The 25,700-nt window shown below is 69.2% G+C and carries 24 protein-coding genes; 13 read left to right on the plus strand and 11 right to left on the minus strand.

Annotated elements, in window-relative coordinates:
* Window positions 1–771, plus strand: a complete 771-nt coding sequence (locus B3E43_RS13355; protein WP_292030297.1) for a lysophospholipid acyltransferase family protein — start codon at window positions 1–3, stop codon at window positions 769–771.
* On the opposite strand, the gene pdeM is transcribed toward B3E43_RS13355, so the two are convergent.
* Together pdeM and B3E43_RS13365 are read right to left on the minus strand one after the other, a co-directional pair.
* Window positions 710–1,441 carry a ligase-associated DNA damage response endonuclease PdeM gene (gene pdeM / locus B3E43_RS13360; protein WP_292030299.1) on the minus strand — a complete coding sequence of 244 codons (732 nt, stop codon included), beginning with the start codon at window positions 1,439–1,441 and terminating at the stop codon, window positions 710–712. The genes B3E43_RS13355 and pdeM overlap by 62 nt on opposite strands.
* The gene (locus tag B3E43_RS13365) at window positions 1,438–3,981 is read right to left on the minus strand and encodes a ligase-associated DNA damage response DEXH box helicase (protein WP_292030300.1); all 2,544 of its coding nucleotides are present in this window, start codon (window positions 3,979–3,981) and stop codon (window positions 1,438–1,440) included. The genes pdeM and B3E43_RS13365 overlap by 4 nt, the downstream gene beginning before the upstream one ends.
* 91 nt (window positions 3,982–4,072) lie before the next feature.
* Between B3E43_RS13365 and B3E43_RS13370 the strand changes: the two genes are divergently transcribed.
* From B3E43_RS13370 to B3E43_RS13395, 6 genes are all read left to right on the plus strand, one after another.
* Entirely contained in the window at window positions 4,073–6,904 is a 2,832-nt protein-coding gene (locus tag B3E43_RS13370; RefSeq protein WP_414631361.1) for an ATP-dependent DNA helicase, read from the plus strand.
* Window positions 6,905–6,915: 11 nt separating this feature from the next.
* Entirely contained in the window at window positions 6,916–7,956 is a 1,041-nt protein-coding gene (locus tag B3E43_RS13375; protein ID WP_292030304.1) for a DUF2125 domain-containing protein, read from the plus strand.
* On the plus strand, window positions 7,956–8,651 hold the full coding sequence (locus tag B3E43_RS13380; protein WP_292030306.1) for a hypothetical protein: 696 nt from the start codon (window positions 7,956–7,958) through the stop codon (window positions 8,649–8,651). The genes B3E43_RS13375 and B3E43_RS13380 overlap by 1 nt, the downstream gene beginning before the upstream one ends.
* Window positions 8,652–8,667: 16 nt before the next feature.
* Window positions 8,668–9,762: a histidinol-phosphate transaminase gene (gene hisC, locus B3E43_RS13385; RefSeq protein ID WP_292030308.1), complete on the plus strand. Its 1,095-nt coding sequence runs from the start codon at window positions 8,668–8,670 to the stop codon at window positions 9,760–9,762.
* A 158-nt stretch (window positions 9,763–9,920) separates the two neighbouring features.
* Entirely contained in the window at window positions 9,921–10,142 is a 222-nt protein-coding gene (locus B3E43_RS13390; protein ID WP_292030309.1) for a hypothetical protein, read from the plus strand.
* A 201-nt stretch (window positions 10,143–10,343) separates the two neighbouring features.
* The gene (locus tag B3E43_RS13395; RefSeq protein ID WP_292030311.1) at window positions 10,344–10,565 is read left to right on the plus strand and encodes a hypothetical protein; all 222 of its coding nucleotides are present in this window, start codon (window positions 10,344–10,346) and stop codon (window positions 10,563–10,565) included.
* Between the two features lie 83 nt (window positions 10,566–10,648).
* Here the strand turns inward: B3E43_RS13395 and B3E43_RS13400 are convergent, their stop codons facing one another.
* The 3 genes from B3E43_RS13400 to B3E43_RS13410 all read right to left on the minus strand — a co-directional run bounded on the left by B3E43_RS13400 (window position 10,649) and on the right by B3E43_RS13410 (window position 15,355).
* A complete protein-coding gene (locus B3E43_RS13400; RefSeq protein WP_292030313.1) occupies window positions 10,649–11,455 on the minus strand; it encodes a TIGR02186 family protein in 807 nt (268 codons plus the stop codon).
* On the minus strand, window positions 11,455–12,378 hold the full coding sequence (locus tag B3E43_RS13405; protein ID WP_292030315.1) for a sulfite exporter TauE/SafE family protein: 924 nt from the start codon (window positions 12,376–12,378) through the stop codon (window positions 11,455–11,457). Before B3E43_RS13405 ends, B3E43_RS13400 begins: the two co-directional genes overlap by 1 nt.
* Before the next feature lie 124 nt (window positions 12,379–12,502).
* Window positions 12,503–15,355: an SEL1-like repeat protein gene (locus tag B3E43_RS13410; RefSeq protein WP_292030317.1), complete on the minus strand. Its 2,853-nt coding sequence runs from the start codon at window positions 15,353–15,355 to the stop codon at window positions 12,503–12,505.
* 219 nt (window positions 15,356–15,574) lie between these two features.
* Between B3E43_RS13410 and B3E43_RS13415 the strand changes: the two genes are divergently transcribed.
* Window positions 15,575–15,781 carry a hypothetical protein gene (locus B3E43_RS13415; protein WP_292030319.1) on the plus strand — a complete coding sequence of 69 codons (207 nt, stop codon included), beginning with the start codon at window positions 15,575–15,577 and terminating at the stop codon, window positions 15,779–15,781.
* Window positions 15,782–15,851: 70 nt separating this feature from the next.
* Entirely contained in the window at window positions 15,852–16,358 is a 507-nt protein-coding gene (locus B3E43_RS13420; RefSeq protein ID WP_292030320.1) for a pyridoxamine 5'-phosphate oxidase family protein, read from the plus strand.
* On the opposite strand, the gene argF is transcribed toward B3E43_RS13420, so the two are convergent.
* The 3 genes from argF to B3E43_RS13435 all read right to left on the minus strand — a co-directional run bounded on the left by argF (window position 16,355) and on the right by B3E43_RS13435 (window position 19,536).
* A complete protein-coding gene (gene argF / locus B3E43_RS13425; protein ID WP_414631360.1) occupies window positions 16,355–17,269 on the minus strand; it encodes an ornithine carbamoyltransferase in 915 nt (304 codons plus the stop codon). The genes B3E43_RS13420 and argF overlap by 4 nt on opposite strands.
* A gap of 14 nt (window positions 17,270–17,283) precedes the next feature.
* Window positions 17,284–18,480 carry an aspartate aminotransferase family protein gene (locus B3E43_RS13430; RefSeq protein ID WP_292030322.1) on the minus strand — a complete coding sequence of 399 codons (1,197 nt, stop codon included), beginning with the start codon at window positions 18,478–18,480 and terminating at the stop codon, window positions 17,284–17,286.
* A 249-nt stretch (window positions 18,481–18,729) separates the two neighbouring features.
* The gene (locus B3E43_RS13435) at window positions 18,730–19,536 is read right to left on the minus strand and encodes an ABC transporter permease (RefSeq protein ID WP_292030323.1); all 807 of its coding nucleotides are present in this window, start codon (window positions 19,534–19,536) and stop codon (window positions 18,730–18,732) included.
* Window positions 19,537–19,844: 308 nt separating this feature from the next.
* On the opposite strand from B3E43_RS13435, the gene B3E43_RS13440 reads away from it, so the two are divergent.
* Window positions 19,845–20,351: a GcrA family cell cycle regulator gene (locus B3E43_RS13440; protein ID WP_292030325.1), complete on the plus strand. Its 507-nt coding sequence runs from the start codon at window positions 19,845–19,847 to the stop codon at window positions 20,349–20,351.
* A gap of 231 nt (window positions 20,352–20,582) precedes the next feature.
* Here B3E43_RS13440 and apaG read toward each other — a convergent pair whose 3' ends face one another.
* Window positions 20,583–20,990 (minus strand): Co2+/Mg2+ efflux protein ApaG, encoded by a 408-nt coding sequence (gene apaG / locus B3E43_RS13445; protein WP_292030327.1) that lies wholly within the window; start codon window positions 20,988–20,990, stop codon window positions 20,583–20,585.
* Window positions 20,991–21,077: 87 nt separating this feature from the next.
* On the opposite strand from apaG, the gene B3E43_RS13450 reads away from it, so the two are divergent.
* Together B3E43_RS13450 and B3E43_RS13455 are read left to right on the plus strand one after the other, a co-directional pair.
* The gene (locus tag B3E43_RS13450) at window positions 21,078–22,106 is read left to right on the plus strand and encodes a 2'-deoxycytidine 5'-triphosphate deaminase (protein WP_292030329.1); all 1,029 of its coding nucleotides are present in this window, start codon (window positions 21,078–21,080) and stop codon (window positions 22,104–22,106) included.
* Window positions 22,107–22,176: 70 nt separating this feature from the next.
* Window positions 22,177–22,686: a GNAT family N-acetyltransferase gene (locus B3E43_RS13455; RefSeq protein ID WP_292030331.1), complete on the plus strand. Its 510-nt coding sequence runs from the start codon at window positions 22,177–22,179 to the stop codon at window positions 22,684–22,686.
* Window positions 22,687–22,696: 10 nt separating this feature from the next.
* Here the strand turns inward: B3E43_RS13455 and B3E43_RS13460 are convergent, their stop codons facing one another.
* On the minus strand, window positions 22,697–23,980 hold the full coding sequence (locus B3E43_RS13460; RefSeq protein WP_292030333.1) for an MFS transporter: 1,284 nt from the start codon (window positions 23,978–23,980) through the stop codon (window positions 22,697–22,699).
* Entirely contained in the window at window positions 23,977–24,447 is a 471-nt protein-coding gene (locus tag B3E43_RS13465) for a cupin domain-containing protein (RefSeq protein ID WP_292030335.1), read from the minus strand. The genes B3E43_RS13460 and B3E43_RS13465 overlap by 4 nt, the downstream gene beginning before the upstream one ends.
* Before the next feature lie 50 nt (window positions 24,448–24,497).
* Here B3E43_RS13465 and dapE point away from each other — a divergent pair, with 50 nt between their 5' ends.
* On the plus strand, window positions 24,498–25,658 hold the full coding sequence (dapE, locus tag B3E43_RS13470; protein WP_292030337.1) for a succinyl-diaminopimelate desuccinylase: 1,161 nt from the start codon (window positions 24,498–24,500) through the stop codon (window positions 25,656–25,658).
* Window positions 25,659–25,700: the final 42 nt, after the last annotated feature.

Below are 25,700 nucleotides of genomic sequence, written 5' to 3' on the forward strand. Positions count from 1 at the left end.
GTGGTCACGATCCGGTCGCTGCTGTTCGTCGCCTGGCTCTATCTGTCGATGGTCCTGTTCGCCGTCGGCCTGTCGCCGGCCCTGCTGATGCCCTACCGCCCGGCCATGTGGGTGATCCGCAGCTGGTCGAAATTCTGCCTGTTCGGCCTGCGCTGGATCGCCGGGGTCAAGGTCGAGTTCCGCGGGCTGGAACACCGCCCGACCGGCGCCGCCCTGATCGCCGGCAAGCACCAGTCCATGCTGGACGTGATCGCGCCCTTCGCGGTCCTGCCTGACAACTGTTTCATCATGAAGAAGGAGTTGGCGCCCCTGCCCTTCTTCGGCTGGTTCGCCACCAAGACGAAGATGATCGCTGTCGACCGCTCGGCCCATTCCAAGGCCCTGAAGGACATGGTCCGCCAGGCGCGCGCCCGGTTCGCCGAGGGCCGTCAGATGCTGATCTTCCCCGAAGGCACCCGCGCCCCGGTCGGCGCCCCCGCCGACTACAAACCCGGCATCGCCGCCCTCTACCGCGACCTCGACTGCCCCTGCATCCCGATGGCGACCAACTCGGGGGTCTACTGGCCGGCGCACGGCTTCCGGCGGTATCCGGGGACGATCGTCTATGAGTTCCTGCCGGCGATCCCGGCGGGACTGAAGCGGGACGCATTCATGGCGGCGCTGGAGGAGCGGCTGGAAGGGGCGTCGAATGCGCTGCTGGGGCACGCGCCTACCGCAGCATCTCCCATGCCAGCGCATGCACCCGGTCCCGTCCCAACGCCGCAACCATAGGCGGCTCCGCGAACAACCCGGCGATCGCCGGGTCCCTCACATCCAGCCCACCCGTGAACGCCCCGAAGGCCGGCAGCACCGCCCTCCGCCCGTCCGTCACGAAACACGGCCGTCGCACCCCCCGCCCATGCGCCGCCACCCGCGCCGCCGGGTGGAGGTGGCCTGCAATCTCCCCGGGTTGCACGCCCGGCTGGGGCTCATGGATCAGGCGCAGGGAGCCGAACGACATCGTCTCGACCACCTCCCCGACAAGGTCGTCCATCGCCCCGGCCAGGGCGGCGATGTCGTGATTGCCCTCCAGCCAGATCCATTCACGGCCCGCCGCCAGCCGGTCCAGCCGCGCCTTGTCGTCCGCCGCCATCCGGCCCACCGAGGCCGCGTCGTGGAAGCTGTCGCCCAGCAGAACCACCGCCGCCGGCTGCAGCGCCTCGATCTCGGCCTCCAGCCGGTCCAGCGTAGCCCGGCTGTCATAGGGCGGCAGCATCTGGCCCCGGGCTGCGAAGGCCGAGCCCTTCTCGAGATGCAGGTCGGCTGCGATCAGGGTGCGGTGGTTGAGCACCCACAAGGCGCCCGAGCAGCGCAGCACGCAGGGCTCGCCCTCGATATGGACCCGCAGCCCGCCGCTGGGGCAGCGAGCGGGGGAGAGGGCCTGTCTCAGAGCGGCGTTCATTCCGCCCCCGCAAGTTCGGGCGGCGCGTCCGCCATCACTTCGGCGATCAGCGTCTCCTCGTCGAACCCGTAGGCCGAGGCGTCCAAGATCATCTCCGCCGCCTGTCCACCGCCGACCCGCTCCCGACCGATCTGGACAAGCACCGGGACACAGAAGGGCGAGGGCCGCTCCAGCGGCACATGTTTGATCTGGCCCCGGATCCGCTCCAGCAACTGCCCCAGACGCGCCACATCCAGCAGGCCCGCGGCCGCATCGGCGCGGGCGGTCTTGAGCAGCAGATGGTCGGGTTGATGCCGCCGCAGCACGTCGTAGATAAGGTCCGTCGAGAAGGTCACCTGCCGGCCGGTCTTCTCATTGCCCGGCTGGCGCTTTTCGATCAGCCCGGAGATCAGGGCGCAATTGCGGAACGTCCGCTTCATCATGAAGCTCTCGGCCAGCCAGCTCTCCAGATCGTCGCCCAGCATGTCCGGCTCGAACAGGGCGCCGAGGTCGAGGCCGTCCCCATTCTTGTCGATCAGGGGCTTGATCGACCAGATGGCCAGCGAATAGTCGGTGCAGACGAACCCCAGCGGCCCGACGCCCAGCCGGTCCAGCCGCCGCGTCAGCAGCATGCACAGGGTCGCATGCGCCAGCCCGCCCTCGAACGGATAGGCGACGAGGAAATGCCGCGAACCGCGCGGGAAGGTCTCGACCAGCAGGGTTTCCGCATCCGGGATGACCGACCGCGCCTCCTGCAGCTCCAGCCACTCCTGCACATCGGGCGGCAGGACGCGCCAGTGGTCGCGGTCCTGGATCATCGCCCGCACCCGGCTCGCCAGCGACGTCGACATGGGGAATTTCGATCCGCCCCATGAGGGGATCTTCGGGTCCCTGTCCTGGGCGTGAGTGACCAGCGCATCCATGCCGTTGATGCCCTGGAAGGCCCAGACCTGGCCGGCGAAGACGAAGGTGTCGCCGGGCGACATCTGCTCGAAATAGTTCTCTTCCGCCTCGCCGACCTTGCGGCCGCCGATCAGCTGTTTCGACGCGCCCCCGCGCCGCGAGGCGATGCGCACATTCAGCGTCGCCGCCGCCACGATGGTGCCGACGTTCATCCGGTGCCGCTGCGCCGTCTGGGCGTTGCGGACCTTCCACTTGCCGTCCTGCGTCCGCACAATCCGCGCGAACCGCTCATAGGTGCGCAGCGCATAGCCCCCGGTGGCGACCAGATCGACCACCTCCTCGAACGCCTCGTACGTCAGCCCGCGATAGGGGCCGCAGCCGGTGATCTCCGTATACAGATCATCCAGTGCGAACGGCTCGGAACAGGCGCAGCCCATGACATGCTGGGCCAGCGTATCCAGCGTGCCCGTATGTACAGGCTCCCAGTCGAAGGCGTTCTCGGCCACCGCCTCGCGCGCGGCCTGGCATTCCAGCATCTCGAACCGGCTGGCCGGCACCATCAGGGCGCGCGACGGCTCGTCCAGTCGGTGGTTGGCCCGGCCGATCCGCTGCACCAGCCGCGAGGCGCCCTTGGGCGCGGCCAGCTGGATGACCAGATCGACGTCGCCCCAGTCGATGCCGAGGTCGAGCGTCGAGGTGCAGACTACCGCCCGCAGGTCGCCCCGCGCCATCGCCGCCTCGACCTTGCGCCGCTGTTCCGCCGCCAGCGAGCCGTGGTGCAGGGCGATCGGCAGGTCGTCCTCATTGATCGCCCACAACGACTGGAAGACGAACTCCGCCTGCCAGCGCGTGTTGACGAAGATCAGGGTCATGCCCGAGCGCTTCAGCGCCTCATAGACCTCGGGGATGGCGTGCTGGCCGGTGTGGCCGGCCCACGGCACCTTGCCTTCGGAGACCAGCACATCGACCACCGGCGGCGCGCTGGGGTCGCCTCGGACGATGGTGACGGAGTCGTCCAGACCGGGCTTCAGCCACCCCGCGATCATCTCCGGATCGTCCACCGTCGCCGACAGCGCCACCCGCCGCATGGCCGGGGCGAACTGCTGCAACCGCCCCAGACCCAGCGACAGCAGGTCCCCCCGCTTGCCGCTCCAGATCGCATGCACCTCGTCCAGCACGACGCACTTCAGATCAGCGAAATAGTCGCGCGCCCCGTCCCAGGCGCAGAACAGGGCCAGCTGTTCGGGCGTGGTCAGCAGGATGTCCGGCGGGAACTCGCGCTGCCGCGCCTTCTTCGACTGTTTGGTGTCGCCCGTCCGGCTCTCGACATGGATGTTCAGCCCGATCTCGCGGATCGGCGTCATCAGATTGCGCTCGACGTCGGTCGTCAGGGCCTTCAGCGGCGACAGATAAAGCGTGTGTACCCCCGATCCCGGCCCGAACGCCGGCCTTGGCCCTCGCTCGGCCAGTTCCACCAGCGACGGCAGGAACCCTGCCAGCGTCTTGCCGCCCCCCGTCGGCGCCACCAGCAGGGCGTGCGACCCAGCCTCGGCCGCCGCGATCATCTCCAGCTGATGCCGACGCGGCGACCAGCCGCGCCGCGCGAACCAGTCGGCGAACAGGGGCGAAAGCGTTGCAGGAGCGGGCGGCGGCGTCACACCGCGCCTATAGCATGTTCCCGTTCCGTTTCATGTCCCGACCGGCTATCTATCGGTCGTGTCCACCGACTCCCTCACATCCGCTGCCGCCCTGACCGGAGCCGAACCATGGCTGGCCTTGCCGCCGGCGCTGGCGATTCCGCCGGGCGCGGGGGCGATCTGCGATGGCGAGGGCGCGAGGAAGATCGGGCGCGGGGCCGCCGAGGGGGCCTTCACCACCGCCCCGGTCATGGTGGCCCACGCCAGCTTGACCGCGCGCCGGCTTGGCATCGCCCCGCCGCCGCGCTCGTCTGATCTGCTGGACGTGCTGGAGCTTTTCGCCTTTGTCCGCCCCGCCCGCTTCTGCGCCCCCTCGCCCAGCGGTCTGGCCCTCGCCATGGGGATGAGCGAACCGAAGGGGGCGGAGGCCCAGGCCGAGGCCCTGCGCCGCGCCGCCGACGGCCTGCTGCGCGAACTGGCCGACCCGGCCTATCCCGACCGGGAGGCCGCCTTCACCTTGGCCGAGACCCTGGGCCGCGCCGGCTGGTCCTGGGCCTGGCGCGTCTCCGGCGCCCTGCGGACCCGGCCGCTCCGGGACCGCAATCATCGCGGCAGCGGTCTCGACGTCTGGTCGCGCCTGCCGGAATGGGAGGACGAGGCCCCGCGCGGCGAGGCCGGCTCCGCCCCGGTCGATTCCGAGAGCGCCCGCATCCGCCTGGAGAAACTGCTTCAGGCCTCGGGCCTCGACGAGACCCGGCCGACCCAGTCCGACTACGCCGCCGAGGCCGCCTACGCCTTCTCGCCACGCAATGAGGAGGGCCGCCCCCGGTTCCTGCTGGCCGAGGCCGGCACGGGCACGGGCAAGACCCTCGGCTACCTCGCCCCCGCCAGCCTGTGGGCCGAGCGGAATCAGGGAGCCGCCTGGGTCTCGACCTACACCCGCGCCCTGCAGCGCCAGATCGACCGCGAGAGCGCCGCCCTCTGGCCCGACCCGGTTGAGCGCAAGAAGAAGACCGTCGTCCGCAAGGGGCGCGAGAACTACCTCTGCCTGCTGAACCTGCAGGACATGGTGCAGGCGGCCCAGCTGGGGAACGGCGACCTGGTCGGCATGGCGCTGGCCAGCCGATGGGCCATGCATACGCGCGACGGCGACATGACCGGCGGCGACTATTCGGGCTGGCTGCCCGGCCTGTTCGCGACAGGGCCGAGCCATCAGGCCAGCGCCGCCAATCTGGTCGACCGCCGCGGCGAATGCGTCCACGCCGCCTGCCCCCACTACCGCACCTGTTTCGTCGAAAAGACCATTCGCGCCAGCCGCCGCGCCGATCTCGTTGTCGCCAACCACGCCCTCGTCATGACACAGGCCGCCTTCGACGGCGCCCGCTCGGCGCGCGGGCTGAAGCAGGACGGTGAGACGGCGGCGCTGAAGCGGATCGTCTTCGACGAGGGCCATCATCTGTTCGACGCCGCCGACAGCGCCTTCTCGGCCTGCCTGTCGGGTCAGGAGGCCGCCGAACTGCGCCGCTGGCTGCGCGGGCCCGAGGGCCGCGGCCGTCGCGGGCGCGGTCTGGAACAGCGGCTCGGCGACCTGTGCGCCGACAACGAGGCAGCGACCAAGGCGCTGCAGGACGCCGTGCGCGCCGCCGCCCAGTTGCCCGGCGAGGGCGTATCCGGCCGCATCGCCCCGGCCTCGGGCGAGGTTAATCCGGTCGGGCCGATCGAACGCTTCCTGCTGGCCGCGCTGGAACAGCTCCGGGCGCGGACGAGCGAGAATGCGTCAGGCAGCGGGGTCGAGTTCGGCATGGAATGCTCCCTGCGCCCCGTCACCGAACCGGTGCTGGAAGCCGCGCGCGAGGCAGCCCAGGCCCTGGCCGCCGTCGAGGCGCCGCTGCTGGCCCTGTCGCGGCATCTGGAAGACATCCTCGACGACGAGGCCGCCGATCTGGATGGCGCGTCGCGCGCCCGCATCGAAGGGGCCCTGCGCGGCCTCGACCGCCGCGCCCGCATGACCCTGCCCGGCTGGCGGTCGATGCTGGCGGCGCTCGAGGTCTCGTCGGACGAACCGGATCCCGACTTCCTCGACTGGCTGTCGGCCGAAGCCGCCTTCGGCCGGATTATGGACGTGGCCCTGCGCCGCCACTGGATCGACCCGACCGTGCCGCTGGAGGCCGCGGTCATCATGCCCGCCCACGGCGTGCTGGTGACCAGCGCCACCCTGTCCGATCCGAACGCGGATGATCCGTTCGACATGGCCCGGCTGCGCACCGGCTCAGCCCGGCTGATCGAACCGGCCCGGACGCTGAAGGTCGAAAGCCCGTTCGACTACGCCGCCAATGCGCGGGTCATTGTGGTCAACGACCTGGTCAAGGACGACCCGCGCCAGACGGCGGCGGCCATGCGCGAACTCTTCCTTGCGGCGGGCGGCGGGGGCTTGGGCCTGTTCACCGCCATCCGCCGGTTGAAGGCGGTCTATGAGCGGCTGGGCCCGGATCTGGCGAAGGCGGGTATCCCCCTCTACGCCCAGCACGTCGATCCGCTCGAGGTCGGGGCCCTGGTCGACGTCTTCCGCGCCGAACAGGATTCCTGCCTGCTGGGCACCGATGCGGTCCGGGACGGCGTCGATGTGCCGGGCCGGTCCCTGCGCATCCTCGCCTTCGATCGCGTGCCCTGGCCCCGCCCCGACCTGCTGCACAAGGCGCGCCGCCTGCGCTTCGGCGGCGAGGGCGCGGGCGGGCGCAATTTCGACGACGCCCTCGCCCGCGCCAAGATGGCCCAGGCCTTCGGCCGGCTGATCCGCCGCGCCGACGACAAGGGAGTCTTCGTCATGCTCGACGCCGCCGCCCCGACCCGCCTGTTCGCCAGCCTGCCGCCGGGCACCGAGGTCCAGCGCATGGGGCTGGCCGAGGCGGTGGAACTGGTTGGCGCCTTCCTCAAGCCGGACTAGACGAAGCCCCGATGACCGACACCGCCCCCCGCCATTCCCGCCGCGGCCTCGCCGTGCCCTTCATGATCGTGGGCCTGCTGCTCGCCGCATGGACCGGCTGGTGGTTCTGGCTGACCGACCAGGTCGAGACCCGGCTGACCGCCCAGGTCGAGGTCCTGAAGCAGGACGGCTGGACCATCACCCACGCCCCGGTCAGCATCACCGGCTGGCCGTTCCGGACGCGGGTGTCGATGCCGCAAGCCGACATTCTCGCCCCCTCCGGCCATGGCGTCTCGGTGCCTGAACTGGTCGCCGAAGCCAGTTCCTGGAATCCCGACCACTGGGTGGTCGTGGCCCCCGACGGCCTGACCCTTACGCGGGCGGACAAGGGCAGGATCGCCATCGCCGGCGACGGTCTGCGTTTCAGCATCAGCCATCTTCGCGACCGCTTCCCCGATCTGCGGGCCGAGATGATCCGCCCGACCTTCACCGCGCTGGAAGGCGCCGAGCCGTTTCCCATCGTCTCGGCGGAACGGATCCAGCTTGAGACCCGGCCGCATCTGACCGACGGCCAGGCCTCGACCGACGAACTGGACGTGCTGTTCCGCCTTGTCGACGCGCGCGGGCGGCCGGGCGGCCCGGTCGAGGGGGCGACCCGCCAGGGCCGCCTCAGCGCCGATGTCGAAACCACCATCGTCGGCGCCAGCCGGCTGCAGGGCATGGACGCCGCCGGGGTCTTCGCCGCCTGGACGGAGGCCGGCGGCCGGTTCAGCGCCGTTCGGGGTCGGCTGAAGGCAGGGGACAGCACCGCCGTCATTTCCAGCGATGCGTTGTTCGCGCGCGCCGACGGCCGGCTGCAGGGGTCGTTGGCCCTGACCGCCGAACAGCCCATGGCCGCCATCGCCGGTCTGGCGCGGTCGCAGTCCGGGGCGGTCAACCGCATGGGAGCCGCGGGCGCCGCCGCGGCCACAGCGGCTTCGGGCGAGCGCCCGGTCGACCTGGTTGTGCAGTTCCGCGACGGCCGCACCTGGCTGGGGCCTTTCGCCCTCGCGCCGGCGCCGCGGCTGTTCTGATGCCGCCAGGGCCCTTGATCGAGCCGGAGGCCGACTCTGAAAGGCTCGCTCTGGATCGCGCCGTCGCCGAGGCTGTGCGCCTGAGGATCGCGGCCGGCGCCCGGCCGACCCCGGACGCTGACGTAATCGCCATGCGCGAACTGCTGACCGGCCTGACCCCTGCAGTGGCCGCCGGCGTTCGCGCGGTGCTGGGGCGCATTGACGCGGCGAACAGTGCGCCGCTGGTCGTCTGGGGGCCCGCCAGCCAGACCCTGGCCGCCGACCGCTTCGGCCTGACCGCCCGCACAGCCGCGGAACCGGAGCAGGCGCTGGCCGCCGTCCGCGAGGGATCGCGCGCCCTGCTGGACCTGACGCCGGGCAAGGCCTGGTGGGGACGGCTGCTGGCCGAGCCCGCCCTGCGCGTGTTCGCCGCCCTGCCCGACGACCGCCGGGGCCTGCCCCGCGCCCTGCTGGTGCAGCGGACGCAGCCTGGACCGACCGGCGACGACCGGACCTTCTGGGCCACCGACAGCAAGGCTCCCGACGCCCGGATCATCGAGACCTTGGCCGCCGCCGGCCTGGCCGCCAGTCCGCTGATCGCGGCGGGCGGCTTGAAGCTGTTCATGCTCGCGGGCTATGTGCAGGCCGAGGACGGGCGGCTTTCATCCGCGCCCGGCAGCCTTTCCGGCGTCATCGGCGCCGCCCCCCAGTTCTGATTTCGAGGACCGCCCCATGACCGACGCGCCTGCGCCCAAGCCCGGCATCCTCGACATCGCCCCCTATGTCGGCGGCAAGTCGCGCATCGAGGGCGTGGCCGAGCCGATGAAGCTCTCGTCCAACGAGAACGCCCTGGGCGCCGGCGGAAAGGCGCGCGAGGCCTATGCCGCCGCCATCGGGAACATCCACATGTACCCGGACGGCCGGGCGATGAAGCTGCGCGACGCCGTGGCCGAGCACCACGGGCTGGAGCCTGAACGAGTGATCTTCGGCAACGGTTCGGACGAGGTCTTCGCCCTGCTGAACCAGACCTATCTCACCGCCGGCGACAACGTCGTCAGCGGCAAATACGGCTTCCTCGCCTATCGCATCAGCGCCCTGGCCAACCAGGCGACGGTGAAGCTGGCCCCTGAACCCGACTTCCGGCTGACGCCCGAGGCCATCCTGGCCGAGGTCGATGACCGCACCCGCATCGTCTATGTCTCCAGCCCGTCCAACCCGACCGGCAGCTACAATACGGCCGAGGAAATCCGCCGTCTGCACGCGGCCCTGCCGCCGCACATCCTGCTGGTCATCGACGAGGCCTATGCCGAATTCGTCGCCGAGCCGGACTGGGAGACCAGCTTCCCGCTCGCCCGCGACAGCGACAATGTCATCGTCACCCGCACCTTCTCCAAGATCCACGGCCTCGGCGGCCTGCGCATCGGTTTCGGCTATGCGCCGCTGAAAGTCTGCGAGGCGGTCGACCGCATCCGCCTGCCGTTCAACGTCTCGGTCCCCGGCATCGAGGCGGCCGTCGCCGCCCTGGGCGACGAGGCGCACCAGAAGGCGTCGCGCGACCTCGTCCACGCCTGGCGGCCGCGTCTGACCCAGGCCATCAAGGGCTTCGGCTTCGATGTCTTCCCCTCGGCGGGGAATTTCGTGCTGGTCCGCTTCCCTGACGAGAAGCGCAGCGCCGCCGCGGCGAACGACTATCTCAACTCCAGGGGCATCATCGTCCGTCCCGTCGGCGGCTACGGCCTGCCGGACTGCCTGCGGATAACGATTGGCACCGAGGATCAGAACCGGGCGGTCATCGACGCGCTGAGCGAGTTCGCGGCGGCCGGGTGATCCACCATCCGATGTGGGGTCCTGACCAAATTGCCCGCCATAAGCGCGCTTTCGCCTTGTTTTCACTCCGGAGTTGTTGCCGGGAGGACACGCAGATGGCCTTGCCTTGCCAAGGTTGCGTCGTTAGATAGCCCTTGAAACTTTCCGAGGGGACTCACATGAAGAAGATCATCGCCGCCACCGCCGCCGGCCTGTTGCTGGTCGCTGGCCAGGCTGCCGCCACGACCGAAGCCTCCGCACGCGTGGGCGACCGCGTCGGCGCCCAGGCCGGTGAGTCGAGCGAACTCGCTGCGATCCCGCTGCCCCTGATCTTCATCGGCGCCGCCATCCTGGTCGGTTTCGCCGTCAATGAAGTCGTGGACGACGGCGAAAGCGACTGAGTTTCAGGCATCTCCATTTGAAGGGGCCCTCCGCATCCGCGGGGGGCCTTTTTCTTTGCGCGATGGACAGTCCGGCAAGGCCCGTCAGCCGCGTCTGAACAGTCGCCTCGTGCGTCAGCCCATGAACACGGATTCAGCCTTGCCAAGCCGAGCTACTGACATTACACGGTTACTCGAAATAATAAAAAAGGGGTCCCGTCCATGAAGAAGATCATCGCCGCCACTGTCGCCGGCCTGCTGCTGGTTGCTGGCCAGGCCGCCGCCACCACAGAAGCCTCCGCCCGCGTGGGCGACCGCGTCGGCGCCCAGGCTGCCGATTCGAGCGAGCTCGCTGCTGTCCCGCTTCCCCTGATCGCCATCATCGGCGTCATCGCCGGCGCTCTTATCATCAATGAGATCACGGACGACGGCGAAAGCGATTGAGATCAAGGCATCTCCATCGAAAGGGCCCTCCGCATCCGCGGGGGGCCTTTTTCTTTGCCCGTCGACCATTCCGCGAGGCGGCGTCAGCTGCGTCTGAACAGCCGGCTCGCCCCCCAGCCCATCAAGGCCGCCAGCAGAACGGTCAATATGCCGTAGCTCCACGGCCGGCGATGGGCGAACTCATAGAGGCCGCGCTCGATCCCGACCTTTTCGACGGTCAGGGTCAGATTCGAGACCGATACCGGCTCTCCGTCCTGGAACAGCCAGACCTCGGCGAAATACTCGCCCGTGGGGGCGACCGCGGGCAGCTCCAGCTCGGCGCGGAACAGGCCGGCGTCGACGAACTCCACCCCGTCCGGATCCGTGTTGTACAGGGCCGCGGCCTCCCGCAGCCGGATCACGGCGCGGCGGTAGTCCAGATAGTCCTCGCCCAGCCGGCTAACGACCACGTCGCGCACGCCATAGCGGGTGACCGTGCGGCTCTCCTGTGGCGCATTGATTCGCAGGTGATCCACACCGACACCCAGCCGCCTCAGTTGGCCGAAGTCGGCGATGTCGGGCAGCGGCCGGGTCGAGGCCGTCATGTAGAAGCCGGGGGCGCCCTCGAACAGGACCGGGCGGCTATTGAGCCAGAAGCCCATGTGACGGGTCTTCTTGACCAGGCGGACCGGCCCGTCCGGACCCCGCACCACCACCACAACATCGGCCGGTCGGTCCGTGGGATTGAACACAGCGCCGTACAGGACGATCGAGGCGCCCCGGAAACTGGAATCGATCATGACCCGGGCGTCGGTCATGGCGGCGGCGACCCGGACCTGGCCGGTGGTGCCGACCGAGCGTTCCGGCGCGGGCGCGACGATGGCCGGGGGTGGCGGGGGAAGAGCCTGCATCAATCGGGCACTCCCGGCGCAAAGGCGAACAGGTCCGATGGCCGCACGAACAGCTCCAGTCCCATCTGGATGCCGACGAGCAGGACGATCAGTCCCAGCAGCGCGCGTAGCACGTCCGGCCGGAACCGGCCCGACAGCCGGGCTCCATACTGGGCTCCGACGACGCCGCCGACCAGCAGCAGCATGGACAGGACGATGTCGACGGTCTGGTTGCGGCCGGCCTGCAGGACGGTGGTCATGGCCGTGACGATGATGATCTGGAACAGGCTGGTGCCCACCACCACCCCGGCCTTCATGCGCAGCACATAAAGCATGGCCGGCACCAGGATGAAGCCGCCGCCGACCCCCATGATGGCCGAGAGGACGCCGGCGAAACCACCGAGAACAAATGGTGGAATGGCGCTGATGTAGAGGCCCGAACGCGGAAAGCGCATTTTCAACGGCAGGCCGTAGAGCCAAAGCGGCCGGCGACGCTCCTTGTGCGGCAGGATCTCGCCGCGCACCCGGCGCAGGATCTGGCCCAGGCTCTCGTAGAGCATCAGGGTGCCGATGGCGCCGAGGAAGAGGAGGTAGGAGACAGCCACCGCCATGTCGGCCTGGCCGAGCAGACGCAGGTAGCGGAACAACTCAACGCCCAGCAGGGCGCCGATGACCCCGCCCAGGGCCATCACCCCGCCGATGCGGTAATCGACCGCCTTCTGACTGGTGTAGCTGATGACGCCCGAGGTCGAGGAGGCGACGACGTGGCTGGCCTGGCTGGCCACCGCAACCGAAGGCGGAATGCCCATGAAGATCAGGATCGGGGCCATCAGGAAGCCGCCGCCTATACCGAACAGTCCGGACACGAATCCGACCGTCGCGCCCAGCAGAACCAGGAGCGGCCAGTTCACCGAAACCTCGGCGATCGGCAGATAGATATCCAAAGGACGCGCCTTCGGCTGGAACTGAGGCTAGGCGCCGGAAAGGCGACGACGGAAGTGATGGTGTCCTAGACCCACCGGACGGCCCCCGCCACCCGATGCGCCAGAAAAGCTCGAGCCTCCCGCCTCAGGCGAGTGGTTCGACCTGGAAACTCTCAGCCTCGGCCTGCGCCTTGCCGCGGGCGGCGGCCGGCACCGTGGCGCGCAGACGTTCGGCCGCCGACCGGGCGTCGACATCGCCGGCGCGCGCTGCGATCAGATACCATTTGTAGGCCTCGGTGAGGTCTGACTGGATGCCCTGGTCGCCGGTTTCGTACAGTTTGGCCACGTTGTACTGGCTGTCGACCAGACCGAGCTCCGCCGCCCGCTTGAGCCAGTCCAGCGCCTCGGTCCGGTTCTGGTCGCCGCCGATGCCGTCGAACAGATACATGCCGTAGGCGTGCATCCCTCGGGCGTCGCCTCCGTCCGCCGCGCGACGCGCCCAGGTCCGGGCCTCCGCAAGATTGACGTTCAGACCCTGATCGCCGTCCTGATAGAGTCCGGCCAGGTGCAGCTGGGCCGGGGTGTAGCCGGTGGCGGCGGCCTGTTTCAGCAGATCGAGCCCGCCGGCTTCATCCGCATCGAGCCGCGCCGTCGCCTGTTGATACAGGTCCTCACCCCGCGCGAGGTCCTCGGCCGAAGCCGCAGCCGGCACAACGGCGAGCGCCGCAATCGGCGCGGCCGGTTCGGCGCCCGGGAAGCCGGGGATATTCAGGCCCGAGCCAGTCAGTTGACCCGTCGCATAGGCGCCGCCGGCGGTCAGCAGGACCGCGATGGCCGAGGCGCCCAGCGCCTTGCGGACCGTCCCGCCGTCCTTCGAGGCCTGTTTGTCGAGCCGTTCCTGCAGGCGGGACTTGCCACCGCGTTTCAGGCCGAAGCCCGAGCGGGCGGGCGCCTCCACAGCCGGGGCCGCCATGGCGGCGCGGGCGGCGTCGATGGTCTGGCGGGTCGAGGAGGCCCGACCCTGGGCCGCCGCCGCACGCAGGGCGCGGGGGTCCACGAAATCCGTCTCGCCGTCGAAATCATCCTGCCCGCCATCGTAGGCGCTATCAGACTTGCCCGGCGCTGTGGCCTCCAGCGCGTCCGACACATCGGCACCGCCGAAGCCCTGGCCGAAGGCTGTCGGAGCCGGCGGAACCTGAACGGGCGCGGGCTGGGACGCGGCGTTGAACGGCGGCGGGGTGAAGGCGGGAATCTGCGGGGGAGGACCGACCTCCTCGGCCAGCGAAGCAGAGGCGGGCCGGCTGCCGAACGGGGCCGTAGCCGCCATCGGCGGGGCTTCGGACGGTTCATCCACGCGCGGGCCGCGCATGACGGCGTCGAAGATGGCTTCGGCGCTCAGAACCTCGTCGGCCGGAACCTCAGAGCTGACCGGCGCGGGGGCCGGCTCGGGCGGCGCCAGATCAGCGGACCAGGCCTGCTGCTCAGCATAGATCGGATCGTCAAAAACGGCGTCAGAGAATGGCGCGCCGGGGAAGGCGGCGTCCGGGAGGGCCGCGGCCCGCCAGTCGGAGTCCGGGGCGACGGCCGGGGTCGGCGCCGCGGGTTCGGCGCGGCGCTCGATATTGCCGCGCGCCTCGGCGATCAGGGCCGCCGTGCGCTCTTCCGACATCCGCATGCGCTCGGCCAGTTCGCCGGACGCCCGGTCATAGCCCTGTTCGATGCGGGCGGAGCTGTCGGCGAGCCGACGGCCGATGTCGTCCAGCGCCTGCTGCGAGCGCCGCTCGGACTGGGCGATGCGTTCGCTCAGACGGTCGGAAATGCGGGTGATCTCGCCGCCCAGCTTCTCCAGCGCCAGGGCGTGGCGGTCGTCGGTCGCGATCAGCCGCTGCTCGACGCCCTGGGCGAACCGGCCCATGTCGGCCTCGACCTTGCGGCTCAGCTGTTCGAAGCGGACCGGGGTGTCAGCCTCGATGGATTGGACCCGGCCGTTCAGGTTCTGGGCGATACGGAGGACCTCGTGACCCATGGTCTCGACGGCCTTGGCCGAACGCTCCTCGGACGTCTTGACCTGATCGCCGATGGCCAGCACCGCGCGTTCGATCCGGTCCATCCGGCCTTCGGATTCGGCGGTATCGAGCCGCCGCATCATCTCGGCGCGGTTGCCCTCGACCTGACGGCTCAGCGTTTCAGCCAGCTTTTCGAACCGGGCGGCCTCCCGGGCGCCCTCGGGCTCGGAGCGGGACTCGGCGGCGCGCAGCCGCTGGTCCAGTCCGGCGAAGGAGGCCTGCAGATTGCGCAGGGCCTCGGCGGTGCGGCCCTGGGCCTCGTCCAGCCGCTGGCCGACCTGGGCCAGCAGATCCGCCCCCACGCCGGGACCGGCGACCTTCTCGACCGCGTCCATCCGGTGGCGCAGCTCATTGACGCTCGAACGCTGGCGCTCCTCGATGTCGTACAGGCGGCCGGCCAGCGCGCCCATGGTCGTCTCGACCTTGCCGAACGTTTCGGCGGTTTGCGGCCCGACCTCCTGCTCGAAGCGGCGCAGGCGTTTGTGCCCCTCGCGCAGTTCCTCGGCGATGTCGTCGATCCGGCGGGCGTAGGTCTTGCCGGCCTGGTCCTGCCCTTCGAGCCGTCGCACCAGACCCGAGACGGCCTGGTCGACCCCCTGGATGGCGATGGTCGAGCGGCGCTCGGCGGCTTCCAGGCGGGCGGCGATGGCGTCGATCGAGGCGCCGAGACGCTGCAGCTGATCTTCGTTCGCGCCGGAGCCGTAGGCGTCGTCCACGCGACGGCTGCGGCCGCGGCGGTCAATGCTGTCGGCGGCATGGGGACGGCGCGACAGGGGCGTGAAGCCGCCTTCGTCATCGTCGCCGTCTTCCATGATGATGGTGTTCAGCCACTCGCCCAACGTCATGCCCGAGCGACGCGCGAGGTCCTTGGCGATCTCGCGCGCCTTGGGCTCAATGCCCTTCACGCTCCAAGGCGCCGCGGCTGCGCTCACTGATTCGTCTCCCGACCCATGTGTCGAACGCTAGACGCCAAGATGATGGGTGTAAACGCGTGGTTAACCCCAAGATGTAGCGGTATCCCCATCTTCCTGTGGAAAGCGTCGTGACCCGATGAATATCTCGCGCGGACGTGGTTAACGACGCATGAAGATTAACCTCCCGGCAACGATTTCGGCCTTGCGCCGACCCCCTCGACGGACCACCTCGCGCCCATGAGCCTGACCCTGACTCTCGCCCTGCTCGCCGCCGCCCTCGGCATGGCTGTCTTTGCCGGCTGGCGAGGCTCGCGGCCGTGGGACCTGACGCGCGGCGTGCGCATGATCCCCTGGCGTTTCATCATGCTGCTGTCGGGCGTTGCGATCCTGATCCTGACCATCCACCTCGGAACCCTGATGGGCGTGCCACAGCGGCCCTACTAGGCGACACTCGCCGGAACCCCTCCGGCCCCCGGCCATTCCTGACCCACCCCCGAGATCAGGAGATACCGCCATGGGCGACAATACCCTCACCGCCGCCGAAGCCGAGAAAGAGTTCTGGGACCACCTGAAGACGTCCAACACCGGTATGCTCGGTCTCGACCAGCCCGGCTATCACAGCCAGCCGATGACCGCCTTCCGCGAGGAGGAGACCGGGACCATCTGGTTCTTCACCCGCGACGACACCGATCTGGCGAAGGACGCGGCCATCCCCGACCAGTCGGCCATGTTCACCTATGGCTCGAAGGACCAGGAAGTCTGGGCCTGCATTCACGGGACGCTGTCGGTGGCGCCGCGCAATGCGGCGCTGATCGACAAGCACTGGAACCCGATCCTCGCGGCCTGGTACCCCGAGGGCAAGGACGACCCGCACCTGACCCTGCTGCGCTTCGACGCCGACGACGGCCGCATCTGGGTGTCAAAGAAGGGACCGGTGCGGTTCATGTTTGAAGTCGCCAAGGCCAATCTGACGAAGACGCTGCCGGACGCGGGCGGCGTGGCGGACGTGAACCTGAACTAGCCCGCGAAACACCATGCCAGCACGGCCTTCTGGGCGTGGATGCGGTTTTCGGCCTCGTCCCAGACCAGCGATTTCGGCCCGTCGATGACGGCGTCCGTCACCTCCTCGCCGCGGTGGGCGGGGAGGCAGTGGAGGAAGACGGCGTCGCTGGCGGCGGCGTCCATCAGGGCGGCGTCGACGCCATACCCCTCGAAGGCCTCGAGCCGCGCCTCATAGTCGCCGTCGCCCATCGACACCCAGGTGTCGGTGACCACGACATCCGCCCCGGCCACGGCCTCGCGCGGGTCGCTGGTCAAGGTGACGTGATTGCCGCCCTTGGCGAGGTCGTGCAGGTCCGGATGATAGTCGCCCGGACAGGCGACGTTCAGGTGGAAACCCAGCTTCGGCGCTGCGTGCATGAAGCTGTGGCAGACGTTGTTGCCGTCCCCGACCCAGGCGATCGTCTTGCCGGCGATCGGCCCGCGATGCTCCTCGATGGTCATGATGTCGGCCAGGATCTGGCACGGGTGCGAGCGGTCGGTCAGGCCGTTGATCACTGGCACGGTCGCGACGCGGGCGAAGCGTTCGACGTCCTCATGGCTGTTCGCGCGGATCATCACCGCATCGACCATGCGCGACAGGACCCGGGCCGTGTCCTCGACTGGCTCGCCGCGGCCCAGCTGCATGTCGCCGGCGTTGGCGATGATCGAGGCCCCGCCCAGCTGGCGGATGGCGGCGTCGAAACTGAAGCGGGTGCGGGTGGAGTTCTTCTCGAAGATCATCGCCAGCACGCGATCCTTCGCCGGCGTATCGGCGTCGGCGCGGCCCTTCGGCCAGCCCATGCGGGCCGCCTTGCGGGCATGGGCGTCATCGAGAATGGCGCGCAGTTCCCCGGCTTCGAGCCGATAGATGTCGAGGAAGTGGCGGACCATCTTCAGCTCTCCGGTCAGGCTGCGGCCAGCTTCGTACGAGCGAACTCGCAGGTCTTCTCGAGGCGTTCGACAGCCTCACGCGCCTCGTCCAGCGTGAAGTTCAGGGGCGGCAGGATGCGAACCAGATTGTCGCCGCCGCCGGCGATCAGCAGATGCGCCTCGTCGCGGGCCCAGCCCATGAATTCGCGGTTGTTCGGGACCAGTTTCATGCCCATCAGCAGGCCCTTCCCCCGCACCTCGACGATCACATCGGGGAAGCGTTCCTTCAGCCCGTGCAACTGCTGCTTCAGATAGCCGGCGATCTCGTTGACGTGGGCGAGGGTCTCGGGCTTCGAGATCTCGGCGAAGGCGGCGGCGCCGACGGCCATGGCCAGCGGATTGCCGCCGAAGGTCGAGCCGTGCACGCCTACGACCATGCCCGTGGCCGCCTTGGTCGTGGCCAGGCAAGCGCCGACGGGGAAGCCGCCGCCCAGCGCCTTGGCGATGGCCATGATGTCGGGGGCCATGCCGCCCCATTCATGGGCCCACAGCTTGCCGGTCCGGCCCATGCCGCACTGGACCTCGTCGAAGATGATCAGGACGCCGTGTTCGTCGCACAGCTCGCGCAGGCCGCGCAGGCAGACCTCGGGGATGGCGCGGCAGCCGCCCTCGCCCTGCACCGGCTCGACGATGATGGCGGCGGTGTTGGGGTTGGCGATCGCGGCCTTCAGGGCCTCGTGATCGCCGAAGACCAGCTGGTGGAAGCCCTCCATCGGCGGGCCAAAGCCGTTGGTGTAGCTGGGGTTGGCCGCCGCGTTGATGGCGCCGTAGGTGCGGCCGTGGAACGATCCGTCAAAGCCGTAGATGTCGATCCGCTCGGGCTGGCCGTTGGCGAAATGATACCGGCGCGCCGTCTTGATCGCGCACTCGACCGCCTCGGTACCCGAGTTGGTGAAGAAGACCACGTCGGCGAACGACTTTTCGCAGAGCGCATCGGCGAGCGCCTCCTGCCCCGGAATCTTGAAGATGTTGGAGACGTGCCAGAGCTTTTCCGCCTGGTCCTTGACCGCCTGGACGAGGATGGGATTGGCGTGGCCGAGGGCGTTGGTCGAGATGCCCATGACGCAGTCGAGGTATTCGGTCCCGTCCTTCGCCCACAGACGCGCGCCCTGACCACGATCCACCTCGAGCGGCGCGCGGTTGTAGACACCCATCAGATGTTCAGTAGACACGGGACAAGCCTCCAAAAGCGAGACGGCCCCGCCGCTGAAGAGCGCCGGGACCGCTGGAATAAGGGTCAGGCCTTGTCGGCCGGAGGACGGTGTTAGTCAACACCGGCCAATCGCCCGGCCTCCATGATCCCGACAAGGATCAGGCCGCCGACTCCATTATCGCCTTGAGGGTCCTCAGATCCTTCAGCACATGGGCGGCGTCGGCCTCGAAGGCCATGCCGGCATGTTCTCGGGCCGGCAGGAGGGCCATCAGGTCTTCAGCCGCCAGCCGGACCTGAACACCGCCCAGCAGGCCCAGGCCATGACCACAGCCAGAACCCCGCTCATGACCACGCCGATCATCAGGTTCCCCTCAGCATTGCCGATGAAACCGGCCCGGAAGCCGTCGATCAGATAGAAGAACGGGTTGAAATGGCTGATCGTCGCGAACGGCCCGGGCAGGTTTTCGACGAGGTAGAAGGTCCCGCTGAGGAAGGTCATCGGCATGATGACGAAATTCTGCACCGCGGCGAGCTGGTCGAACTTCTGGGCCCAGAGGCCAGCGAAAACGCCCAGCATCCCCATGATCAGGCAGGCGATCAGGCCGAACCACAGGATCAGGCCGAGGTTCGCGATCTCCAGCCGGGCGAAGGGCATGACGCAGATCGCCGTCACGATCCCGACCACCAGACCGCGCGTGGCGGCGCCGAGGGCAAAGCCGATGGTCAGCTCAAGCGGGCTGAGCGGCGGGGTCAGGAAATCGGTCGCCGTGTTCATCACCTTGGCCTGGATCAGGCTGGACGAGGCGTTGGCGAAGGCGTTGTTGAGCATGGCCATCATGATCAGGCCGGGCGCCACGAACTCCGGGAAGGGTGTGCCGTGCAGCGGCGGCCGCGCGCCCTGCAGCGCCACCACGAAGACGAGCATGTACAGCAGGGTGGTGACCACCGGCCCCGCAACCGTCTGGGCCCCCACCTTCCAGAACCGACGCACCTCGCGCAGGTACAGGGTCTGGACGCCGATCCAGTTGATCCCGGGATAGCTGCGGGGCTGGGGGGTGGTGCTCAGGTCGGTCATGGGTGGGCAGATGCGGGGTGGGGGAGCGGGATGCAAGGGAGGGATTAGGGATTAGGGATGAGGGATTAGTTTGAAGGGGGAGGCCGGCAGCCCGGGAGGCCCGTGTGCATCGGCCGCCTTTCCTCATCCCTCATCCCTAATCCCCAATCCCTCCCCCTCCGTTAACCACACCACATCTGGTTCCTGTGGACGGACTGATTCGCACATCTTGCGTCTGTTAGGACCTCGTTTACGATTAGTGGTAGGTCGAGAGCCCGGGAGGGACCTCTGGACCCCATATATTGAATCCGAGACCCGGAGGGTTGGCTATGACCGCAGGCTGGACAGAAGACCGCGTCGGCGCGCTGAAGAAACTCTGGCTCGAGGGCCAGTCTGCCAGCCAGATCGCCAAACAACTGGGCGGCGGCGTCACCCGCAACGCCGTCATCGGCAAGGTGCACCGCCTCGGCCTGTCGGGCCGGGCCGCCCCGTCACAGCCGGCGCGCGCCACCTTCCGCCCCGCCCGTCCGCGTCCGGCCCAGCCGACCCAGGCGCCGTCGGCTCCGCGCCGCATCGAAGCCGTCCAGCCGCGCCCGGCCGCTGCGCCTTCGGTTCCGGCCCCCATGCCCGACCTGCCCGGCACTGCCACGGTCATGACCCTGGGCGCCCATATGTGCAAATGGCCGATCGGCGACCCTTCCTCGACCGAGTTCAGCTTCTGCGGCCGCCGCGCGTCGGAAGGCGTCTATTGCGTCGAACATGCCCGCGTCGCCTATCAGCCCCAGGTCAAGCGCGGCGCGACGGACCTGGCCCGCAGCCTGCGGCGCTACATTTAAGGGGCGCTATCACTCGCGACGCGGTCGCTCGTGACTTGAGCGCGGTTGGCGTCTCGAGGCTGGTCGCGGCTTCGGCGGCGACCGCCTCACCGCTCATTAACCAATTCGGCCATACGGCTGTCATGAACGGCTCCTAGAGAGCCGCCCTCCGCCTCGAGACCCCACCCGCACGGGGACTCGAGTACTGGGGCGGGGCTGCGGTTATCCGGGTTGACGCAGCCCCTCACCCTCTCAGTTCAGCACCCGCCGGTCCCCCGGCACATCCAGACTGAAGGCCGGGATGGCCGCCTCGAACGCGCGCCCCGTGGCGTCGGTCATGGCATAGCCGCCCACCATCGAGCCTGAGGCCGTGCCGAGCGGACAGCCCGAGGCGTAGGAATAGCTTTCGCCCGGCAGGATCGTCGGTTGTTCGCCGATGACGCCGGGACCCCGCACCTCCTCGACATGGCCGCGGGCGTCGGTGATGACCCAGCGGCGCGCCATCAGCTGCACCGGAACGCCGGTCAGATTGACGATCTCCACCTGATAGGCCCAGACCCAGCGGCCGCCCTCCGGATCGGACTGGCCGGCCAGATAGCTGGGCTGGACGCGGACCACGATCCCGTCGGTTTCGGCTTCATAGGCGCGCGTGTCGTACATCCACCCATCGTCGCCCAACGCCGGCTCACGTCAAGCGCAGGCCGCGCGGGAGGGGAGACAGGCGGCGGAATCGTGTAAGCCGTATCCATGCAGTCCATCGAATTCCCCACCCCCGGCATCCTGCCCTGCCAGTCCATCGAGGCCCTGATCGCCGGCGGCGCGATCGCCTCGGACACCCCCTTCGACGCCGATCAGGTCCAGCCCGCCAGTCTGGACCTGCGCCTTTCCGACCAGGCCTGGCGCGTCCGCGCCTCCTTCCTGCCCGGGAAACGCACCGTCGAGGACCGGATCGCCGACGTCGCCATGCACCGGATCGACCTGTCCGGCGGCGTCGTGCTGGAGCGCGGCTGCGTCTATATCGCCCGCCTGCAGGAGCGGCTGAGCCTGCCGAAAGGCCTGATCGCCCGCGCCAATCCCAAGAGCTCGACCGGCCGCGTCGACGTCTTCGTCCGCCTGCTGACCGATCGCGGCGCCAGCTTTGACGATGTGGCCGAAGGCTATGAGGGGGCGCTGTATCTGGAGATCTCGCCCCAGACCTTCCCCATCCTGGTCCGTCCCGGCACCCGGCTGAACCAGCTTCGGCTCAAGGCCGGCGAACCGCCCAAGCTGGAGACCCGCAGCGTCGGCGTCGAACTGCAGGGCGGCGAGGGGTCCGTGGTCGGCTTCCGCGGACGCCGCCACGCCGGGGTGATCGACCTCGACAACATCGACGGCCACGACCCGCGCGACTTCTGGGAACCGCTGACCCTGCGTCGCGGCGAGCTGCTGCTCGATCCGGGTGAGTTCTACATTCTGGCGTCGTCGGACGACGTGGAGATCCCCGTCGACCAGGCCGCCGAAATGACCCCGATCGATCCGTCTGTGGGCGAGTTCCGGGTCCATTACGCGGGCTTCTTCGATCCCGGCTTCGGCACCGATGAGGCGCACGGCGCGGGGTCCAAGGGGGTTCTGGAGGTCCGGACGCACGACACGCCCTTCCTGCTGGAACACGGCCAGATCGTCGCCCGGCTGGTCTATGAACCGCTGACCGAACGCCCGACACGGCTCTACGGCGAGGGCGGCAGCCACTACCAGCGGCAGGGATTGAAGCTGAGCAAACACTTCAAGCCGTGGTAGCCCTCTGGGTCAGGCCAAGCCTCCCGGCGCGCCCAGAACACGCAAAGCACACCCACCGCCGGCGGCCCCGATGTACAGAACCGAACGCCTGCATCTGAGGCCGAGCCGAACCGACGACGCGTCCGCCGTTCTGGCCGCCATCGGAGACCAGGATATCGTACGCAACCTCGGCTCTGCACCGTGGCCGTACACCCTGGCCGACGCCGAACAATTCGTCGCGGCCGCCTTCAATCCGGAAGAGCCTCGCCTCCTGGCCTTCCACGGCGATGAGCGGTCACAGGTGCTGGTCGGCGTGGCCGGGCTGGACCGTATGCCCGGCGGTGAGGTTGAACTCGGATACTGGATCGCGAAGTCGCATTGGGGACAGGGCCTCGCCACCGAACTCGGCGCCAGGATGATCGGCATCGCAAGGGATGAGTTGAAGCTCACCCGTCTGACGGCGGGCTATTTCATCGACAATCCCGCGTCCGGCCGCGTTCTGGCGAAGCTGGGATTCTGTCACGTTGCGGACCCCGTCCATCGCAAGAGCCGGGCGCGTGAAGAGATGGCGCTGTGCCAGATGTGTGCGCTCGGGATCTGAGTGCGGGCGATCAGCTCAACCGATCCGCCTTCCTCAGGTCCGGGAACCACCGCGCCCAGAGGCCGGTCGCGGTCAGCGCGCCGATGCCTCCGAACACCGCCGCGCCTATGGGGCCGAGGAAGCGGACGGCGACGCCGGAGTAGGCTTCCCCCAGTTCGTTCGACGCGCCGATGAACAGCATGGACACCGAACTGACCCGGCCACGCATGTGATCGGGCGTGGCCAGCTGGATCAGGGTCTGGCGGATGTTGACGCTGATCATGTCCGCCGCCCCGCCGAGGAACAGTACCGCGCCCGACAGCCAGACGCTGGTCGAGAGGCCGAAGGTCAGGGTGCAGACGCCGAACACGGCCACCGAGGCGAACATCCATCGGCCCGCGTGCTGCACGATCGGGAAACGGCTCAGATACAGGGCCACCAGCAGGGCCCCGGCGCCGAACGACGCCCGCAGCAGGCCGAAGCCGACGGCCCCGACATGCAGTATGTCGGCGGCGAAGATCGGCGTCAGCAGCGCCACGCCCGCGAGAAGCACCACGATCAGGTCCAGCGATATCGCGCCCAGAACGATCTTTGTGTTCCAGACGTAGGCCAGCCCTTCCTTGACCTGCTCGACCGGTGAGACCCGGGTCGGCGACGGGGCCGGCTTGCCGCTGGTGCGGATCAGCACAAGGCTGGCGAAGCCGATGGCGAACATGGCCAGGGCGACGGCATAGGCCCCCGGAACCGAGACGGCGACGATCACCCCGCCCAGCGCCGGCCCGGCGATGGCCCCGGTCTGGAAGGCGATCGACTGGGCCGCGATGGCCGGCGGCAGGGCGCGGCGCCCGACGACCATGGGCAGGAAGGCCTGGCTGGCCGGGGCGAGGAAGGCCCGCGCCGCCCCGAACACGGCGGCGACGGCCAGCAGGCCCCACAACGGCGGCGAGCCATGCAGCGCCATGAACAGGAAGGCTAGGGCGCAACCGCCCTCGACCATGACCGACAGGGTGACGGTGTTCTTGCGGTCCCGCCGGTCGGCCAGCGCCCCGGCGGGCAGGGTCAGGGCCAGCAACGGCAGGAACTGGCACAGGCCGACGAGACCCAGATACAGGCTGGCCTCCTCGATCGGATGGTCGCGCCGCGCGATCTCATAGACCTGCCACAAAAGGGCCGAGGACTGGATCTGGATGCCCAGCACCGCCGCCACCCGCCCGACCCAGAGCAGGCGGAAGTCGCGGATAGCCCAGGGGCTGGCCGGACCTTCGGGCGGGGGCGGAGGCTGGACGGGCTCGGTCGTCTCGATCGTTTCGGTCACGTGCGGCGGTCGACTTTCGGATACGGCGTCCCGTCGCGGTGGAAATAGCCGCCCTGCCGGAACTGCATGTCGATGTCGGGATAGTCGCCGGCATCCCCGCCCGGCGTGCGCGTCCCGACTTCGAGCAGCACCGCCTCGACGCCGGAGCGGTTCTGCAGCACATGGCCGTTGGGCACGCCCGCCTTCCAGCCGGCGCAGTCGCCGGCGCGCAGCAGAGTTTCTCCGTCGTCCTCGACGAGCACGACCTCGCCTTCCAGCACCCAGACGAACTCGTCCTCGCCCTCGTGCCAGTGCCTCTGGCTGGACCAGGCCCCGGCCGGCAGCCGCAACAGATTGACACCGAACTGGTCCAGCCCGGCGGCATCCCCCAGCTTCCAGCGGCGGCGCGGCTTGCAGGGGCCGGCGAATTCCTCGGGATAGCCCGTGCCGTGCCCCGTGGGCGCGCTGTCGATGTCGATCTTCGGCATGGGAAAGGCGCCCTTCTCGCGGTCGTCCGAACCCCGTAAAGCACAGCCTTATGAGCGTCGCATCAACTCCCGTTATCGATCCTGTCGCCCTGACCCGCGACCTGATCCGCAGGCCCTCGGTCACCCCCGCGGACGAGGGCGCGATGGATGTGCTGGAGCGCGCCCTGACCGCGCTGGGCTTCCATTGCCGGCGCATGCCCTTCGAGAACATCGAGAACCTCTACGCCCGGCGCGGGACTGCGGCGCCGAACCTCTGTTTCGCGGGCCATACCGATGTAGTGCCGACCGGCTCGACCGAGGCCTGGTCCTCCGGGCCGTTCGAGGCCGAGGTGAAGGACGGGATCCTCTACGGCCGGGGCGCGGTCGACATGAAGGGCGGCATCGCGGCCTGGGTCGCGGCGGTCTCACGCACTCTGGCAGAGGGCGAGATTCCGGGTTCCCTGTCCTTCCTCATCACCGGCGATGAGGAGGGCCCGGCCCTGCACGGCACCAAACGGGTGGTCCAGGCCCTGATGGCCGAGGGCGAGGTCATCGACGCCTGCGTGGTCGGCGAGCCGTCCTCGCAGCATGCCCTGGGCGACATGATCAAGATCGGCCGGCGTGGGTCGCTCAACACCTGGATCACCGTCCACGGCAAACAGGGCCACGTGGCCTATCCGGACCGGGCCGCCAATCCGGTCCCGGTGCTGGCCCGGCTGGTCGCCCGTCTCGCGGATCACAAACTCGACGCAGGCTATGAGGCCTTCCAGCCGTCCAATCTGGAGCTGACCACGCTCGATGTCGGCAATACGGCGACCAATCTGATCCCGGCCGAGGCGCGTGGCCGGCTGAACATCCGCTTCAACCCCAACCACACGGGCGAGACCCTGATGGCCTGGCTCAACGCCGAGGCGGGCAAGGCCCAGGCCGAAAGCGGGCTGCGGATCGAACTCGAACACCTGCATTCGGGCGACGCCTTCCTGACCCAGGCCGGACCGTTCGTCACCGGCGTGCAGGACGCGGTCGAAGCCTCCACCGGCCGCCGCCCCGAGGCCTCGACCACCGGCGGCACCTCGGACGCCCGCTTCATCCGCGCCATGTGCCCCGTGCTGGAGCTGGGGCTCGTCGGCCAGACCATGCACCAGATCGACGAGCGCGCGCCCGTGGCCGAGATCGAGGCGCTGGCAGGCGTCTATCGGACCGTGATCCGGACCTATTTCGCGCGGGCTTGAATCACGTCCCATTTTCCGCCCATCCCCGCGAACCCGGGGACC

Origin of the sequence: Brevundimonas sp. UBA2416, assembly GCF_002343105.1 — a bacterium.
In the GTDB taxonomy this organism is placed as follows: domain Bacteria; phylum Pseudomonadota; class Alphaproteobacteria; order Caulobacterales; family Caulobacteraceae; genus Brevundimonas.